The sequence below is a fragment of the Pseudomonas sp. BIGb0278 genome (assembly GCF_024809895.1).
GTDB classification, from domain to species: domain Bacteria; phylum Pseudomonadota; class Gammaproteobacteria; order Pseudomonadales; family Pseudomonadaceae; genus Aquipseudomonas; species Aquipseudomonas shirazensis.
In genome coordinates this window covers 1,521,188-1,535,740 of record NZ_JANUEL010000001.1, presented here as the reverse complement: position 1 = coordinate 1,535,740, position 14,553 = coordinate 1,521,188, and the positions used below count along the sequence as shown (strand labels likewise).

At 62.9% G+C, this 14,553-nt stretch carries 11 protein-coding genes; 5 read left to right on the top strand and 6 right to left on the bottom strand.

The annotated features are described in order from the left end of the window. Positions 1–6: 6 nt before the first annotated feature. From glcE to M2396_RS06995, 3 genes are read right to left on the bottom strand one after another with little or no spacing between them, the layout of a single operon-like run. Entirely contained in the window at positions 7–1,059 is a 1,053-nt protein-coding gene (gene glcE / locus M2396_RS07005; protein ID WP_259073990.1) for a glycolate oxidase subunit GlcE, read from the bottom strand. Further along, entirely contained in the window at positions 1,059–2,558 is a 1,500-nt protein-coding gene (gene glcD / locus M2396_RS07000) for a glycolate oxidase subunit GlcD (protein WP_259073988.1), read from the bottom strand. Before glcD ends, glcE begins: the two co-directional genes overlap by 1 nt. Positions 2,559–2,582: 24 nt before the next feature. Next, positions 2,583–3,815, bottom strand: a complete 1,233-nt coding sequence (locus M2396_RS06995; RefSeq protein ID WP_101318951.1) for a M20/M25/M40 family metallo-hydrolase — start codon at positions 3,813–3,815, stop codon at positions 2,583–2,585. Positions 3,816–3,917: 102 nt separating this feature from the next. Between M2396_RS06995 and M2396_RS06990 the strand changes: the two genes are divergently transcribed. Then, positions 3,918–4,817, top strand: a complete 900-nt coding sequence (locus M2396_RS06990) for a LysR family transcriptional regulator (RefSeq protein WP_150569629.1) — start codon at positions 3,918–3,920, stop codon at positions 4,815–4,817. 28 nt (positions 4,818–4,845) lie between these two features. Here the strand turns inward: M2396_RS06990 and M2396_RS06985 are convergent, their stop codons facing one another. Together M2396_RS06985 and M2396_RS06980 are read right to left on the bottom strand one after the other, a co-directional pair. Further along, a complete protein-coding gene (locus M2396_RS06985; protein ID WP_259073987.1) occupies positions 4,846–5,862 on the bottom strand; it encodes a zinc-binding alcohol dehydrogenase family protein in 1,017 nt (338 codons plus the stop codon). A 192-nt stretch (positions 5,863–6,054) separates the two neighbouring features. Beyond that, positions 6,055–6,357, bottom strand: coding sequence for a DUF2388 domain-containing protein (locus M2396_RS06980; RefSeq protein WP_101318955.1), 303 nt, complete (start codon positions 6,355–6,357; stop codon positions 6,055–6,057). 167 nt (positions 6,358–6,524) lie between these two features. On the opposite strand from M2396_RS06980, the gene M2396_RS06975 reads away from it, so the two are divergent. Next, positions 6,525–7,154, top strand: a complete 630-nt coding sequence (locus M2396_RS06975) for a glutathione S-transferase family protein (protein ID WP_101318957.1) — start codon at positions 6,525–6,527, stop codon at positions 7,152–7,154. Between the two features lie 45 nt (positions 7,155–7,199). Here M2396_RS06975 and M2396_RS06970 read toward each other — a convergent pair whose 3' ends face one another. Further along, on the bottom strand, positions 7,200–9,314 hold the full coding sequence (locus M2396_RS06970; protein ID WP_259073986.1) for a TonB-dependent receptor domain-containing protein: 2,115 nt from the start codon (positions 9,312–9,314) through the stop codon (positions 7,200–7,202). Positions 9,315–9,793: 479 nt separating this feature from the next. Between M2396_RS06970 and M2396_RS06965 the strand changes: the two genes are divergently transcribed. Genes M2396_RS06965 through M2396_RS06955 form a run of 3 tightly spaced genes read left to right on the top strand, consistent with a single transcriptional unit; the run spans position 9,794 to position 14,543 of the window. Beyond that, positions 9,794–11,893 carry a TonB-dependent receptor domain-containing protein gene (locus M2396_RS06965; RefSeq protein WP_259073985.1) on the top strand — a complete coding sequence of 700 codons (2,100 nt, stop codon included), beginning with the start codon at positions 9,794–9,796 and terminating at the stop codon, positions 11,891–11,893. Next, positions 11,893–13,614 (top strand): ABC transporter substrate-binding protein, encoded by a 1,722-nt coding sequence (locus M2396_RS06960; protein ID WP_259073984.1) that lies wholly within the window; start codon positions 11,893–11,895, stop codon positions 13,612–13,614. The genes M2396_RS06965 and M2396_RS06960 overlap by 1 nt, the downstream gene beginning before the upstream one ends. Then, a complete protein-coding gene (locus M2396_RS06955) occupies positions 13,611–14,543 on the top strand; it encodes an ABC transporter permease (protein ID WP_150571929.1) in 933 nt (310 codons plus the stop codon). Before M2396_RS06960 ends, M2396_RS06955 begins: the two co-directional genes overlap by 4 nt. Positions 14,544–14,553 lie beyond the last annotated feature (10 nt).

The window sequence follows — 14,553 nt, the reverse complement described above, 5'->3', positions numbered from 1 at the left end:
CTGCCCTCATAAGTCTGCATACATACGCCCGGGATTGAAGATGCCCTGGGGGTCGAGCTGCTGTTTGAGTGCTCGGTGGTAGCGCAGCAGCGCTGCGGGCAATGGGGTAAAGCTGTCAGCAACTGCTGAATAGGCCGTGGCGTGCCCTCCGAGGGCAGCGGCCTGGCTGCGGATCTGCGCAGCGGGTGCTGTGGACTTCAGCCAGCGCTGGGCGCCGCTCCAGTCGATCAGCTCGCGCCCAGGCAGGCCGGTGGGGCCTGAGGCAATTGGCAGCGACAGGCGCCAGAGCGGCTGCGAATCGGCAAAAAACGCCAGCCGCTGCTCGCGCAGATCGTCCCAGAAGCGGCTGTCGATCAGCTCGCCGCCGAGGCGCTGAAATGCCGACTGTACCGACCCTTCGCCACCTTCCAGGCGCAGGCAGAGTGCCTCGCCGTCATGGCAGGCTGCGCTGATCGGCAGCGGCTGTTGACCCCATTCAGCGAGTGCACTGAGTGCCAGATGCGCAGGCATATGCAAGCGCAGGCTGAGGCATTGGCGCGGTCGCGGCAGCACTTTGAGCGAGACTTCGCTGAGCAGCCCAAGGCAGCCGAAGCTGCCGGTGAGCAGGCGTGACAGGTCGTAGCCGGCAACGTTCTTCATCACTTCGCCGCCGAACCGCAGCAACTTGCCGTGGCCGGTGATGACGCGGCTGCCGAGAACATGGTCGCGCACCGCCCCCGCCCAGGGCCTGCGTGGGCCGGAAAGCCCCGCTGCAACCGTGCCGCCCACTGTTGCTGCCGGCCCCAGATGCGGCGGTTCCCAGGGCAGCATCTGCCCAGCTTCAGCCAATACGGCTTCGATTTCAGCCAGTGGCGTCCCGGCGCGCGCGGTCAGGACCAGCTCGGCAGGGTCGTAGCTGACGATGCCGCTATGGCCGCGGGTGTCGATGAGCTCGCCTGCAACGGGGTTGCCGAGCATGGCCTTGCTGTTGCTACCCTGGATGCGCAGTGGCGTATTTGCAGCCAGCGCCTGCTTGACCTGATCAAGCAGGTCCTGGCTCAGATCACCGGCAAGGCTCATCAGAAGCGCTCCAGGTCAGGGAAGGGCAGTTGGCCATGGTGTACATGCAGGGCGCCAAATTCGGCGCAGCGCTGCAGGGTCGGAATGTTCTTGCCGGGGTTGAGCAGCCCCCGCGAGTCAAACGCTGCCTTGACTGCGTGAAACAGGGTGATTTCGTCGCTGTTGAACTGCGCGCACATCTGATTGATCTTTTCCCGGCCGACGCCATGCTCGCCGGTAATGCTGCCACCCACCGCCACGCACAGCTCGAGGATCTTGCCGCCGATGGCTTCAGCCCGCTCCAGCTCGCCCGGCACATTGGCGTCAAACAGGATCAGCGGGTGCATATTGCCATCGCCGGCATGAAACACATTGGCCACGCGCAACCCATATTCGGCGGACAACTCAGCGATCGCACTGAGCACCCGCGCCAGCTGGCGGCGGGGAATCGTGCCGTCCATGCAGTAGTAGTCCGCTGAAATCCGCCCCACGGCAGGGAAGGCGTTCTTGCGCCCGGCCCAGAAACGCACCCGCTGCGCCTCGTCGCAGGCCAGTTGCACCTGGCTCGCCCCAGCCTGCTCCAGCACGGCCTGCACCCGCGCGCAGTCCGCTGTTACATCGGCTTCGACGCCATCCAGTTCACACAGCAGGATCGCCGCTGCGTCCACCGGGTAGCCGGCATGGATGAAGTCTTCAGCGGCGCGGATAGCGAGGTTGTCCATCATCTCCAGGCCCGCGGGGATGACCCCCGCGCCGATGATTTCGGCAACCGCGCGGCCAGCGTTCTCGACGCTGTTGAAGCTGGCCAACAGCACCCGCGCCACCTGCGGCTTGGCCAGCAATTTGACGGTGACTTCGGTGACAATGCCGAGCATGCCTTCGGAGCCGGTAAACAGCGCCAGCAAGTCAAAGCCCGGGCTGTCCAGGGCATCACTGCCCAGACTCAGGCGCTCGCCTTCGATGGTGAGGATGTCGACTTTGAGCAGGTTGTGCACGGTAAGGCCGTATTTCAGGCAATGCACACCGCCGGCGTTTTCAGCCACGTTGCCGCCAATCGAACAGGCGATCTGCGACGACGGATCAGGTGCGTAGTAGAGGCCGTACGGCGCTGCGGCCTGAGAGATGGCCAGGTTGCGCACGCCAGGTTGCACCCTGGCATAACGCCCCTGCGGGTTGACCTCAAGGATCTGGTTGAAGCGCGCCATCACCAGCAGGATGCCCTTGCTCAACGGCAAGGCGCCGCCGGACAGACCAGTGCCTGCGCCGCGCGCAACCACCGGCACCCCGCGCTGGTGGCAAATCCTGAGCAGCGTCTGCACCTGCTCCAGCCGCTCTGGCAGTACCACCAGCAACGGCAGGGTGCGATAGACCGAGAGGCCATCGCACTCATACGGCTTGAGGTCCTCGCTGCGGTGCAGCATCTCCAGGTCGGGCAGGGCGCTGCGCAGCGCCCCCAGCACCTCGGCCTGGTCGATGGCCGGCAGCCGGCCATCGACGCGTTCATCGTAGAGAATGTTCATCACGCTCCCTCACGACTGCAAGGCTTACTGCGCCAGCTTCCTGATCATCGCCACCGTCAGGTACAAGCGCGGTGCGACACTGGCCAGCTCGATGTACTCGTCATCGCCATGCAGCCCAGCACCGACCACACCCATGGTTTCCAGCACTGCAGGCTTCGCGCTGCCCGGCACGTAGGCATACCCGGCGTCGGTGCCAAAGCGCATCGCAATCGGCTCAAGCGTGCGGTCGATCTGGCCATACAGCTGGCCGGCGGTTGTGGCCAGGGCGCTTGAGCCTTCATTGCGCGCCAGGGGTGGGCGGCCTTTCTCGAGGGTGACGCTGGTCTGGGTGTCGGCGATCAGCTGCTTTTGTGCGATGCGTTTGGCATCGGCCGCGACGCGATCGCTTTCGCTCAAGTCCGAATAGCGCATGTCGGCTTCGGCCGTGGCCAGGGCAGGAATGATGTTGGCCTTTTCGCCGGCTTTTGCCAGGGTCCAGTTGACCGTGGTGCCTTTGTTGGCATCGCCCAGGTCCTTCAACTGGAGGATCTGATGGGACAATTCGGTCAGTGCGTTGCGGCCTTCTTCAGGTGCAGAACCAGCGTGCGAGGAGCGGCCTTTGACTTCGAGTTTGAGGCGGTTGATACCGTTGGTGGCGACAGTGACGGCGTCCTTGTCTGGCGGCTCGTAGGAGAATACGTAATCATGCTTGCGGGCCAGCTCGGCGATGATCTTTTTGGAGCCGGCGGAGCCCATTTCTTCATCTGGATTGAACAGTACGGTGAGGGTCCGGTAGCCTTTGAATTGCTGGTCCTGCAGCAGCTTGAGCGCGTGCAGGATCATCGCCACGCCGCCTTTGGCATCGGCAACACCGGGGCCGTAGGCGCGTTCGCCTTCGATACGAAACGGCCGCTTGGCCACCGTGCCGGGGCCAAACACGGTGTCGTAGTGGACCATCAGCATGAAGTCTTTGCTGCCGGTGCCCTTGAAGGTACCGACGATGTTGTCGCCAACAGAAGGTGTGGCGGGATGGGTTTCAACCTGGGCACCGAGCGCCTTGAGGCGCTTGACCAGTTCCGCGCTGACCTGGCTAAGGCCTGCTTCGGTGCCGGTACCGGTGTCGACCGAGACCAGGCTTTTGAGGGTGTCGAGGTAATGTGCTTGCTCGGCTTGGGCTTGCTTGAGCAGGTCCTGTGGGGTCGGTTCGGCGGCAATGGCCTGGGAGCAGGCCAGGCACAGGGCGAGGGCGGCGGCAAAGGGTGGGCGGGGCATCGGCATTGTTGGTCTCTTTTTATTGGCTTGAACTGTCAGCCTAGACCCTCAGCGCTCTACGGCAAGGCTTTGGCTTGAATAGGTGAGGATTGGCGGTTGATCAAGAAACTGGTGCGCATGGACGATCTGCAGGTATTCGTCACCACCGTCGAGGCCGGCAGCTTCTCGGCGGCGGCGCGGCAACTGGATATTTCCCCGGCCTTGGCCAGCGGTGCGGTGCAGCGCCTGGAGCGCAGCCTGGGTATCCGTTTGTTCGTGCGTTCGACGCGCAAACTGCGCCTGTCCGACGATGGCCAGCGCTACCTGCCGCATGCCCGTCAGGTGCTGGAAGCACTCAGCGAGGGTGAGTTGGCACTGGCTGACGGGCGCGAGGAAATTGCCGGGGCGCTGCGCCTGTCGATGCCTTCCGATCTGGGCCGTAACCTGCTGTTGCCGTGGCTGGATGAGTTTCAGGCGGCGCACCCACGGATCGAACTGCAGCTAAGGCTGAGCGACCAGGTTGCGGACTTTTTCAGTGACCGACTGGATGCGGGGATTCGTTATGGGCAGTTGGCCGACTCCAGCCTCGTGGCGCTGCCGCTGGCGGCGAACAACCGGCGCATCCTCTGCGCAGCACCTGCCTACATCGCCCGGCATGGTGCGCCGCGCACCCCAGAAGATCTCACCCAGCACAACTGCCTGCGCTACATGATGGGCGACCTGACCCATGAACGCTGGAGCTTTCATACCGAGCACGGCGTCAAGGCGGTGATGGTCGCCGGCGATCGCACCAGTGATGATGCCGATGTGGTGCGGCGCTGGGCGGTGGCGGGGCTGGGTGTGGTGTTCAAGTCGCAGCTGGATGTGCGCGCCGACCTCGAGGCCGGGCGGTTGGTCGAGCTGTTCCCGCGGGCCTGGGGGCAGCCGACGCCGTTGCACCTGGTGTGTGCCCACCGGCAGTCATTGACGCCGGTGGTGCAGCAATTGCGCGCATTCCTGTTACAGCGGCTGCAGGCCCTGGGCGATTGATCCAGGTACAGCCGCTGGCTGAGCAAGCCTAGGCGTCGAATCCTTCTAGGACGATCTTGCCCTTGGCCTTGCCGCTCTCGATCAGGGCGTGAGCCCGGCGCAGGTTCTGTGCATTGATCGCACCGAAGTGCTCACCCAAGGTGGTGCGTAACACCCCTTCGTCAACCAGTGCCGCAACTCGATCCAGCAATTGGTGCTGCTTGATCATGTCGGCGGTCTGGTACAGCGAGCGGGTGAACATCAGCTCCCAGTGCAGCGACAACGATTTGCGCTTGAGCGGCACGACGTCGAGAGTTGCCGGGTCGTCGATCAACGCCAGCCGACCTTGTGGACGCAGGACTTCGATCAGCTGAGCGAAGTGGCGGTCGGTGTGGGTCAGGCTGATGACCATATCGACCTGGCCATCGCCGATCTGGGCAACCTGTGCGGGCAGCGGCTGGCTGTGATCGACCACATGATGCGCGCCCAGGTCCTTGACCCATTGCTGAGTTTCGGCGCGTGAGGCAGTGCCGATCACGGTCAGGTCGGTCAGTTTGCGGGCCAGTTGGGTAAGGATTGAGCCCACCCCACCGCCAGCACCGACGATCAGCAGGGTCTGCCCCTGGCCGCCACCTTCGGCAACGCCCAGGCGGTCGAACAACAGCTCCCAGGCGGTGATCGACGTCAGCGGCAGCGCTGCGGCACTGGCGGCGTCGAGGCGGCGCGGTTTATGCCCGACAATGCGCTCATCCACCAAGTGAAACTGGCTGTAGCTGCCGGGTCGGTCGATGGCGCCGGCGTAGAAGACCTCATCGCCTGGCTGGAACAAGCTGACGTCGCTGCCGACCTCCCGGACGATACCCACGGCGTCCCAACCGAGTACTTTCGGCTGCGCGGTGCTGCCGCTGCCGGCGCGGACCTTGGTATCGACCGGGTTGACCGAGATGGCCTGCACTTCGACCAGCAGATCGCGGGGTCCAGGGGTGGGCTGCTCAAGCTCGGTGTCGAACAATGCCGCAGGATCGCTGATCGGCAGGCCGTGCTGAGTAAAGACAATGGCTTTCATGGAGGCTGTTCCGCTGAGTGGTGAGGAGTTGCAGCAACCATAGCGTCTGGCAGTGAGGGCACCAAGGCGTGGCGCGCCGAGACTGTTTCGTCGATTTATTGAAAATGACGGATGATTATCAAAGCCGCACAGCAAAAGACCACGTTACGCTGGGCGTAGACGTGGTCCAGTGTTTGTCGCATACAGCAGCGATCAGTTGTCTTGCGACAGGATCGCCTGAGCCAGCTCTTCGTCACTGACCTGCAGGCCAGGATTGCTCTGACGCGCTTGTTCCAGCGCCGATTCAACGTAGGCGCCACGGATGGCACCGCCGCTGGCCACGAATGCCGACAGCTCGTCACGCGCCGGGATGATCCGTTTGTCATCCTTGAAGGTCGAGTACAGGGAAGCGGATACACCCGCCGAAGTAGCGATATCACGGCCATCGACTCGGGCCATTGCCGAGCCAACAGGCAGCAGAACCAACAGCGAAGAAACAACAATCAAACGACGCATGGCGAAACCTCCAGAAGGGTGAAGCCTAGGGGAATGTCTGCATGATAATAAGAGCGGCAATGACTGAAACTAGTTCAATTGGCTGCGCGCGCGCAGTGGTCTACGTACCCGAGCCATGCTCTACTGCTGGGCGAGCTGTTTCATTCAACCCAAGCTGAAGGTCGACCATGTCTGAATACACGCTGCACTGCTTTGGTGAATCCGGCAACGCCTACAAGGTTGCGCTGATGCTTGAATTGACCGGTTGCGATTGGCAAGCGGTGCCGGTCGACTTCTTCAATGGCCAGACCCGAGATGAAGACTGGCGCAGCCAGGTCAATCAGCAGGGCGAAGTGCCAGTGCTTGAACACAACGGCAAAACTTTGACCCAGTCGGCGCTGATTCTCGAGTACCTGGCCGAGCAGACGGGCAAGTTTGGCTGGCACAGTGAAGACGAGCGCCGTGAGATCTGGCGCTGGATGTTGTTCGATAACCACAAATTCACCAGCTATTACGCGACCCTGCGTTTTCTCTACGGTTTGAAAAAGACCGGTGAAACCGAAGTCACGACGTTCTTCCGCGATCGGGCAAAAGCGGCCTATCGCGTGGTCGACCAGCACCTGAGCAGCACGCCCTATATGGTCGGCGGGCGCTTGACCATCGCTGACCTATCGCTGGCCGGCTACGTGTACATGCCTGAAGATACCGGCATGCAGCTGAGTGATTTCCCTCATATCGAAGCCTGGAAACAGCGGATCAAGGCTATGCCCGGCTTCAAGTTGCCCTATGAACTGATGCCGCGCGCCTCGAACCTCTGAGCCGTCGGCGTTGCTCCGCTTGCGCGGGGCAACGCCGGTTTGCCGTCAGTAGCGCAGCTCGAGCCCAACATAGGCGCCGATGCCGTCGCCCGGCCAGAACGACGCCGAATCCTGCCCGCGCGCGTTGTAGACGGGGGTAATGGCCGAAACATAAGCTTTGTTGGCCAGGTTTTTCACGTCCAGCGAGACTTTCCAATTGCCCTTGGGCGCCTCGTAACCCACTTTTGCGCCCCAGATCGTGTACGAAGGCGCATACAGCGTGTTGGCGTAGTCCACTGCCGTGCGCGATGCCGACTGCACGTTGACGCCGCTGTACCAGCCGCTGTGGTGCTGGTATTGCAACTCGCCTTGATAGACATGCTTGGGGATGCCTGGCAGCTGGTTGTCGCCGAAGGTATCGTCGTTGCGGTAGTAGAAGTCGTTCAGGGTGTAAACCTGGCGCAGGCGCACCTGATCGCCTTGCGGGTTTTCCCACAGGCGTGTGTTCAGGCCTGCTTCGATGCCCTGGTGAATGGTCGGCGTGGCATTGAACGCGCCGGTGACCGGCGCCGCGCCATTGCTGGCCGGGATGATCTGCACGTTGAGCAACTCGTTATGAATCCACGAGCGGTACAGCGCCAGGCTGCCGTCGAAGATCCCGTGCGAGCCTTTGATGCCGACTTCGAAGGTGTTGCCTTTCTGTTCCACCAGCGGGCGAATGTACGGCAGGGTCGGCCCGGAGCCTGAGTATTCCCAGGATGCCGGCGGGTCGATACTGCGGCTGAGGTTGGTGAATACCTGCAGGTTGGGGCTGAACTCATAGCGCAAACCGACCCGCGGGGCGACGCTCCAGTTGTCGTAGTCGACATGCTGCGGGAAGTCGGTGCGGTTGGGGTTCACCGCGTAGTCGATGTCGGCCTTGCGTCGCACGTTGACGAACGACACACCGCTGGTCAGCCACAGGCCATCGACCAGGTTGAGGTCATTGCCCAGGGCGATCACCCGGTCGAACGAATCCTGATAGTCGACTTTCTTCAAGCTGACCTTGTCGTCATTGGTCGAATTGACCCCACCGCGCAGGTGTTGGGTCGAGGTGAAGGCAATGCTGCTGCGGCTTTCATGGCCGAACAAGGTGTCGATGCGGTCATAGCCGAGCAGCAGGCCGAGGTCGTGCCAGTCCCAATAGCTGGGGTTGGTCGGGCTGCGCGGGTTATTGGTGTGGCGGTAGTCGTGGTAGGACAAACCGACGGTCAGCCGGGCATCGTCGTCGAAGGTGTAGGTGGTCTTGCTGCCCAGCCAGATGCTGCCGGGGCGGCGCGCTCCAGCACCGCTGCTTTCGGCGGTCGCACTGGCCCGGCGTGGGTTGTGCTTGGCCGCGGCGAGGGTCGTCGCGCTTGGGTCATTGTGGAATTCGTCGCGGTAACGCAGCAATACCCGCGTTTCAAGTTTGGGGCTGAAGCGGTAGCCGGCATTGGCAACGATGCCTGAACTGCGCGACAGGCTGTAGTCGCGGTAGCCGTCGTTGCGGTAGTTGTCGGCTTGCAGGTAGTAATCCAGGTCGCCCTCGACCCCGCCATAACTGATGCTCTGCTTCTGGTAACCGTAGCTGCCGGCCTCGCCACGCAGGCGCAGGCCGGGCGCGGTATAGCCACTGTGATTGACGAAGTTGACCGCGCCGCCGAGGGTCAAGGCACCGTACTGGAAGGCGTTGGCGCCGCGCAGGATCTCGGTGTAGTTGACCCCTGCGGCGTTGAGGAACTCATACGGCGTGCCGCCCGGACCGGTCAGCGGCAGGCCATCGAAGAGAAACTTGATGCCTTCCCGAAAGTAGCCCGGCGAGGTGTTTGCGCCCGAGCCTCGAATGGAGATCTTGGCCGCATCGTTGCCGCCGGTGGACTGCACGAATACCCCCGGCTGATAGCCAAGCGTGTCCTGCAGGTTGCCGGTGCGGCCTTTGGCGACTTCTTCGCTGTCGACCACGCTGGTGCCACCAGGGACCTCTGCCAGTTGGCTACTGGCCGCTTGCGCAGCAGTCTGCTTTGCCCCTTGGACGGTGACGGTACCCAGGGTCCGTTCGGTCTCTGCAGCATACAGTGGGCTGGCCAGGGTGGCGCTAAGGGCTGTGGCCAGGGTGGCGTGGCGGACAGCCACACGCAGTTGATTGGGTTGCAGCACGGGCATTGGGGTAATCCTTGAAGTTCATTAGTTAGTTGCCTCGGCGTTCTATGGGCATAGTCAGGCCTGTCACAAATTGCAGAGCAGGTTTTATGCCAGCTTGGGAAAGACACTGCGGGGCGGGGCGCGCCGTCATTCAGTCTTCGATGCGTGAGTGAAAAGCACCTTAATTGTTGCTCGGCTGTCGGCATTCAAACACTCAAGGTTATATGTTAATTACTCGAATCAAGGAGTGATGTGGTCTTTGCGAAACTGCTCTGATGGCCGTGCTTGAGCGCTTATTGGAAAGATACGGGCAACTGTTGGCTGAGCAACAGAGCGGCAACAGTTTGTGCTGGAGCACAACTAGGCAAGGCGCCTGAAGGCCAGTAAACAGGTACTTTAATAGCTGGCACGACACCTGCAGTACTCACTTTACAAGCATTCAACGGTGGCCCTCGAAACAGCGAGGTGCGGCGGTGATATATATAAAGGGAGTATCAGCATTGCGTGCGAAAGTTCGACTTACCGGTCACCCGCTAGGCAACGCCGCCAGTGTGGCAGTGCTGATGGCGCTGCTCAGCCCCTCGGTATTTGCTGCCGGGGAGTCCACTCTCGGCACAGTTACCGTCACCGGCGCCGCAGCCAGTGGCGCTCAGAAGGATCAGAAGCGCCTGCAGAAGGTTGCCGGCAATACTGCAGTGATCGACAACCGTCAGGTCGAGCAGGGCCGTGCTGCCAATGCCGAAGACGTCCTCGCCCTGCAGCCGGGGGTGTTCGCCCAAGGCACCAGCGGCACCGCCGCGAACAAGATTTCGATCCGCGGTTCCGGGCTCAATACCTTCTATCAAGGCTACGTGCTGGGCACCAAGTTTCTTTTCGACGGCCTGCCGATCACCGGTCCCGGCGGCACCCAGGAAGACTTCCTCGACATGCAGGGCATCGACCACACAGAGGTCCTGTACGGCGGCAACGCCTCTGAGTACGCAGCGCTGTCGCTGGGCGGCGCGATCAATTTCGTCAGCAAGACCGGGCGCACCGACCCGGGTAATTACGCCCGCTTCGAGGTGGGCAGCTACGGTTACCGCAAGCAACAGCTGAGCACCGGTGGCGTAGTCGGCGACAGCGACTATTACATCAACGTGCTGCACAACGAGCGCGACGGCTACCAGGACCAGGCCAACAACGAAGGCCGCGGCCTGGCGGCCAACTTCGGTCATGTGTTCAGCCCCAAGCTGGAAACCCGGCTGTTCGTCAAATACCGCGAGGAGCAACTCACCAACGGCAACACGCTGACCCGCCAACAGCTCAAGCACGACCCGCGCAGCAATAGCGCCCCGACCGGGCGGCGCAAGGACGGCACCACCTTCATCGGCAACAAGACCACCTACACCTTCGACGATGGCAACAAACTCGAAGTCGGCGCTTCATACAACAACTACCCCTTGCTCAACGGCTGGCGCTACTCACCCACGCCGCAGGACTGGCGCTCCAAGGACATCAACCTGACCCTGCGCTATTTCCGTACCGGCGATCGCCTGTTCGGCCTGCCCAGCGACAGCAGCATCATCTTCAGCAACACCCGGGCTTCGCTGGCTGACGTCAAGTCGCACAATCGCAGCACCGGCGCGAAAATCCAGGAGACCAACTACACCGGCTCGCGGGACACGGTGCTGACGTTCGGCAACGAGCTGCAATTGACCGATGCGCTGTGGCTGTCCTCGGGCTTGTCGTTCGTCAATATCCGCCGCAAGGCCGAGATCGAAGGCACCACGCTGACCACGGCCAACCCCAGCAACCTGCCGACCCGCGTTGAATATGTCGAAAATGACCTGGCGCCGCGGCTCGGCCTGCGCTATCAGATCAACCCCGAATTGCAGCTGTTCGGCAATGTCAGCCGCAGCATCGACCCGCCGGTGACTTGGCAGTTGGGCAGTACTGGCAACCCGTTTCTCTATGATGTGCGGCCACAGAAAGCCACCACCTTCGAAGTCGGTGTGCGCGGCAGTCACGGCATCTTCGATGGCAGCCTGACCCTGTACCGCTCGTGGGTGCAGGATGAGCTGCTGACTGTGGTGGTGCGCCAGGCCAGCGCCACCCAGGACCAACTGACGGCGACCTCGAACGCCAGCCCGACGATTCACCAAGGCATCGAAGCCGGCCTCAATGCGCTGCTCTGGACCGGTGCCAGCGGCGACACCCTCGACCTGCGCCAGGCTTACACCCTCAACGACTTCAAGTACCGCGACGACGACACCTTCGGCGGCAACGAACTGCCAAGCCTGCCGCGCCAGGTGTACCAGGCTGAACTGGCCTACCGCCAGGCCAGCGGTTTCTACGCCTCGCTCAACCTGCGCGCAGCCTCCAGCTATTACATCGATTACGCCAACACCTGGCAGGCGCCGTCGTACCTGCTGTGGGGGGCCAAGGTCGGCTTCCAGGCGCCGAGCCGCAAGTGGGAAGTGTTTGCTGACCTGCGCAACCTCACCGACCAGCGCTACGCCAGTGCGGCCAACACCGCCTACAACGCCAACGGTCGCGACTCTGCCAATTTTTATCCGGGTGATGCGTTCTCAGTCACCACCGGCGTAGCGGTGCGCTTCTGATGGCGGCTGCCCAAAGGCACGTGCTGACGCCGATGCTGCTGGCCAGCGCGCTGCTGTTCGGCGGCTGCTCGCCACCCGCGCCGCCGCACACGGCAAGCAGCCTCAAAGGCGAGGCGGTGACGGCCGTCAACGGCATCATGCGCTACCCGGCGAGTGATTTTGTCGAGCAGCGTGAGGGCCTGCGCGGTGGCACCTTGCGCGTGTCTGCCGCCACCGATTCGGGCAGCTTCGACATCCACGGCTTGTCCCACGGCAACATGCAGTGGTTGGGGCGGATCCTGTTCGATTGCCTGGTCTATCAGGCCGAAGACGGCACGCTGACGCCCTGGCTGGCGAAAGGCTGGGATATCAGTGCCGATGGCCTGACCTATACCTTTCACCTGCGCGATGACGTCACCTTCAGCGACGGCGCGCGGTTCGATGCCGAGACGGTGCGGCTGAACCTTGAGCACATGCGTGACCCGGCGACCAAATCTCCACTGGCGGCCGCTTATATTGCGCCTTACCTCAAGGGCCGGGTGATCGACGAGTTCACCTTCGAGGCGACCCTGCGCGAGCCTTACGCGCCGTTCCTCGACGTGCTCTCGCAGGCATGGCTGGGCATGATTTCGCCGAAGCAGATCCTGGAGGCGCCTCGTAGCATCGCGACCCGGCCGATCGGCAGCGGGCCGTTCGTGCTCGACAGCTATGTGCGCGACCAAGGCGCGGTGTTCAGCCGTCGCGCTGGCTATGATTGGTCGCCGGCGGCGATCAAACATCAGGGCGAGGCTTATCTGTATCGGCTCGAACTGAGCTATGTGCCCGAGGCGATGGTCCGCTACACCGCACTGGAAGCCGGCGACAGCGACATGGCCCTCGACGCACCGCCGCAGAACGCCGCTGCGATCCGCGCCAACCCGCAATTGACCCTGCGCAGCCGGATCCGCAAAGGCAATCCTGCGCGCAGCATCACCTTCAATGTCGAGCGGGTGCCGTTTGACGATGTGCGGGTGCGCCAGGCCATGGCCAAAGCCATCGACCGCGACGGCCTGGCATGGATATCGGGCTTTGGCGAATTTCTCGCCAAGGGCGACTATCTCGCCGTGAATACCCCAGGCTACGACCCGGTTGCGCAGGACGCACTGGCGTTCGACCCGGCCGCAGCCAATCGCCTGCTGGATGCGGCCGGCTGGACCGAGCGCGCTGCCGATGGCGTACGCATGCGCAACGGCCAGCGCCTGCAAGCGACCTTGCTCACCTATGACAACCCGGCGTTTCCGGCCAACGTTGCAGTGGCGGTACAAGCCGATTTGCGCAAGATCGGCTTTGCCATGGCCATCGAAGTACTGCCGCTGACGCGGGTCATGCAGCTGCGCTACGCCGGTGAGTTCGATGCCATCGGTGGCGGCTACTGGCACACCAATACGGCTGACGGCCTGTACATCCTCTATCACAGCAATGCCATTCCCAGCGCCCGTTTGATTGGTCAGAACGTTGGCCATTTTCGTGATGCGCAACTGGACCAATACCTGGGCGAGGCGCGCCGCAGCACCGACCCGCAGCGGCGTCGCGAGCTCTATCGGCTGGCCCAGCAACGGCTCGGCGAGACCGTGCCGGCAGTGCCGTCGGTAGAAAGCCAGATGCTGCTGGCCTACCGCAAGGCCGTCGCCGGCGTGCTGTTCGACGGCTCGCACAATGTCCCTCTGTTCACCAGCGTGTGGCTGGCCAAGGAGCAACCATGAAGTTAGTGGCGACGGTACTGCGCCGCCTGCGCGATGGTGTGATTGTGCTGTGGGCGGCAGCCAGCCTGACTTTTCTGGGCATGCAGCACAGTGGCGGTGATACCGCGCTGGCGATTGTCGGCGGCCCGGATGCAATGCCCAGCGCCGAGCTGCTGGCCCAGGTGCGCGCCGAGTACGGCCTTGATCAGCCGCTGTGGCGGCAGTACCTGAGCTACCTGGGACGCCTTGCTCAGGGTGATCTTGGCGAGTCGTACCGCTTGCGCATCCCGGTGGTGCAGGCGATCGGCGAGCAACTCGGTGCGACCTTGGCCCTGGCCAGCACTGCAGCGTTGCTGGCGGTAGTGCTGGCCCTGGCGTCGGCGCTGCTCACCGCCAACCGCGGACGGCGCTTGCGGGCGCTGGTATCGGGGGTCGAGCTGGTGCTCTCGGCGGTACCCAATTTCGTCATCGGGACGGTGCTGCTGCTCGCCTTTAGTTTCTATTTCCACTTGCTGCCGCCGTCCGGCTCGGCCGGCTGGCGGTCGCTGCTGCTGCCCAGTCTGGCGCTGGGTCTGCCCATCGCTGCGCTGCTGGCGCAGGTGCTGCGCCAGTCACTGGAACAGGTGCTCGAGCAACCCTTCATCACTCAGGCACGCGCCCGCGGCATGTCCGATACCGGCGTGCGCCTGCGCCATGCCTTGCGTCACGCGCTGGTGCCGTTGGTGACGCTGGCCGGATATGTATTCGCCAGCCTGCTCGGCGGGGCGGTGGTGCTCGAGCTGCTGTTCGGCCGCCAGGGCATCGGCCGCTTGATGCTCGACGCGACTGCCAACAAGGACGTGCCGCTGGTGCTCGGCGTGACCTTGCTGGCTGCTGCCATCTACGTGCTGGTCAATCTGCTGGTGGACCTGTTGACCCAGGCCATTGACCCGCGCACTGCCCATCATTGAATCCGTGAAA